Source organism: Paenibacillus alginolyticus DSM 5050 = NBRC 15375, assembly GCF_000422905.1.
GTDB classification, from domain to species: domain Bacteria; phylum Bacillota; class Bacilli; order Paenibacillales; family NBRC-103111; genus Paenibacillus_E; species Paenibacillus_E alginolyticus.
This window is the reverse complement of the sequence record NZ_KE383955.1, coordinates 9,939-12,213: the sequence shown is the minus strand read 5'-3', so window position 1 is coordinate 12,213 and position 2,275 is coordinate 9,939. Positions and strand designations below refer to the sequence as shown.

The 2,275-nt window shown below is 49.4% G+C and carries 14 tRNA genes and 1 rRNA gene; all 15 read left to right on the top strand.

Features of this window, described 5'->3' with window-relative positions:
• Nucleotides 1-174: 174 nt before the first annotated feature.
• The 15 genes from rrf (at nt 175) to G519_RS0141030 (ending at nt 2,128) form a co-directional block, all read left to right on the top strand.
• Nucleotides 175-291 (top strand): 5S ribosomal RNA (gene rrf, locus G519_RS0141100).
• Nucleotides 292-346: 55 nt separating this feature from the next.
• Nucleotides 347-423, top strand: a tRNA-Ile gene (locus tag G519_RS0141095).
• A gap of 16 nt (nt 424-439) precedes the next feature.
• Nucleotides 440-515, top strand: a tRNA-Ala gene (locus tag G519_RS0141090).
• Between the two features lie 3 nt (nt 516-518).
• Nucleotides 519-591, top strand: a tRNA-Asn gene (locus G519_RS0141085).
• A 73-nt stretch (nt 592-664) separates the two neighbouring features.
• Nucleotides 665-752: transfer RNA gene (locus G519_RS0141080), tRNA-Ser, on the top strand.
• Nucleotides 753-778: 26 nt separating this feature from the next.
• Nucleotides 779-852 (top strand) — tRNA-Met (locus G519_RS0141075).
• Nucleotides 853-960: 108 nt separating this feature from the next.
• Nucleotides 961-1,033 (top strand) — tRNA-Val (locus G519_RS0141070).
• A 25-nt stretch (nt 1,034-1,058) separates the two neighbouring features.
• A tRNA-Glu gene (locus G519_RS0141065) sits at nt 1,059-1,133 on the top strand.
• A 23-nt stretch (nt 1,134-1,156) separates the two neighbouring features.
• Nucleotides 1,157-1,232, top strand: a tRNA-Val gene (locus G519_RS0141060).
• A gap of 83 nt (nt 1,233-1,315) precedes the next feature.
• Nucleotides 1,316-1,392: transfer RNA gene (locus G519_RS0141055), tRNA-Met, on the top strand.
• Between the two features lie 31 nt (nt 1,393-1,423).
• Nucleotides 1,424-1,500, top strand: a tRNA-Asp gene (locus G519_RS0141050).
• Between the two features lie 163 nt (nt 1,501-1,663).
• Nucleotides 1,664-1,739, top strand: a tRNA-Thr gene (locus tag G519_RS0141045).
• A 74-nt stretch (nt 1,740-1,813) separates the two neighbouring features.
• A tRNA-Tyr gene (locus G519_RS0141040) sits at nt 1,814-1,895 on the top strand.
• 13 nt (nt 1,896-1,908) lie between these two features.
• Nucleotides 1,909-1,980, top strand: a tRNA-Gln gene (locus G519_RS0141035).
• A gap of 75 nt (nt 1,981-2,055) precedes the next feature.
• Nucleotides 2,056-2,128 (top strand) — tRNA-Lys (locus tag G519_RS0141030).
• Nucleotides 2,129-2,275 lie beyond the last annotated feature (147 nt).

Genomic DNA, 2,275 nt, shown 5'->3' with positions numbered 1-2,275 from the left:
ATGCAGCTGACGAATACTAATCGGTCGAGGGCTTAACCAAACAATCCCAACCAAGTGAAGATAAGCTTTGTAGCGAATTCCGAATACTTGATTGGGGCCCAGAAAACCTAAGCAATTCAAACCTTTACGCAAGTTTCGTATCTAGTTTTCAAGGCGCAAACTACGCTTTGACTGTTTGGTGATGATGGCGGAGGGGACCCACGCGTTCCCATCTCGAACACGACCGTTAAGCCCTCCAGCGTCGATGGTACTTGAACCGCAGGGTTCTGGGAGAGTAGAACGTTGCCAAGCAGAATACCCCTAGTGGGTATTTTTTTTGTTACCCTCTAGACTGTTTTGTACATTAGGGCCCTTAGCTCAGCTGGTTAGAGCGCACCCCTGATAAGGGTGAGGTCGGTGGTTCGAGTCCACTAGGGCCCACCATTTAAATACAGTTTATGGGGCCATAGCTCAGCTGGGAGAGCGCCTGCCTTGCAAGCAGGAGGTCAGCGGTTCGATCCCGCTTGGCTCCACCATATTCCCTGATAGCTCAGTTGGTAGAGCACTCGACTGTTAATCGAGTTGTCACAGGTTCGAGTCCTGTTCGGGGAGTCAAATCCCCAAAAAGTAAAGTGATGCTTCGTAGCATATTCCGATTACTTTTTGGGGAACCCATAAAATATATGGAGAAGTGTCCGAGCGGCCGAAGGAGCACGATTGGAAATCGTGTAGGCGTCACAAGCGTCTCGAGGGTTCGAATCCCTCCTTCTCCGTTCTTTATATAAAGGATAGACCCTTTGGCGGCGTAGCTCAGCTGGCTAGAGCGTACGGTTCATACCCGTAAGGTCGGGGGTTCGAGCCCCTCTGCCGCTACTAGTAAATTTGGAGAGATACCCAAGTGGCTATAAGGGGACCCTCTGCTAAGGGGTTAGACTGCGTAAGTGGTGCGAGGGGTAAGAGCAGCATAAAACCAATCAAGTCGGAGGCTTAGCTCAGCTGGGAGAGCATCTGCCTTACAAGCAGAGGGTCGGCGGTTCGATCCCGTCAGCCTCTACAATTCTTCGGTAATTTTTAAGTTTGGCCCGTTGGTCAAGTGGTTAAGACACCTCCCTTTCACGGAGGTAACAGGGGTTCGAGTCCCCTACGGGTCACCATTAATTTTCTAGTTCTATACCATGGAGGCTTAGCTCAGCTGGGAGAGCATCTGCCTTACAAGCAGAGGGTCGGCGGTTCGATCCCGTCAGCCTCCACCATACTACCCAAAAAAGTGAAGTGAAGCTTTGTAGCAACACTGATTACTTTTTCGGGGCCCATAAAGAAATTATGCTTTCAATGACGCGGGGTGGAGCAGCCCGGTAGCTCGTCGGGCTCATAACCCGAAGGCCGCAGGTTCAAATCCTGCCCCCGCAACCAAACTCTTACTCAGAGTTATTTTAACTAGTATGGAGCTGTGGTGTAGTGGCCTAACATGCCTGCCTGTCACGCAGGAGACCGCGGGTTCGAATCCCGTCAGCTCCGCCATAATACCCCAAAAAGTGACGCTAAGCTTTCTAGTAAATTCCGTCCGCAACGAGTGTTAACTCGTTCGGCGTCTAAACTAACCTTAATTCGCGGTCATTCTTCTCCGCATTACTTCGATAAGAGTTTAGACATTACTTTCCGGGGACCCCATAACTAATAATATGCCGTTGTAGCTCAACTGGTAGAGCAACTGACTTGTAATCAGTAGGTTGGGGGTTCAAGTCCTCTCGACGGCACCATAATTCCCAAAAAGTGAAGCAAATTTTATAGTAAAGTCTATTACTTTTTTGGGGCCCGGTAAGGCTTTATATGTGGAGGCTTAGTGAAGTGGCTAAACACGGCAGACTGTAAATCTGCTCTCTTCGAGTTCGGTGGTTCGAATCCATCAGCCTCCATTTCCAATGACGTTGGGGATTAGCCAAGCGGTAAGGCAACGGACTTTGACTCCGTCATGCCAAGGTTCAAATCCTTGATCCCCAGTACTACACCCCATAAAGTGAAGGTAAGCTCTGAAGCGAATTCCAATTACTTTCCGGGGGCCCCAATAAATTACATGAGTCATTAGCTCAGTTGGTAGAGCACCTGACTTTTAATCAGGGTGTCGTAGGTTCGAATCCTACATGACTCACTATATATAGGGATCTTTAGGCGGAGACTAAAGTCTCTCCTATTCCTTATTTACAGCATGCGCGTATGGCGGAATTGGCAGACGCACTAGACTTAGGATCTAGCGGGCGACCGTGGGGGTTCAAGTCCTCTCGACGGCACCATTTTA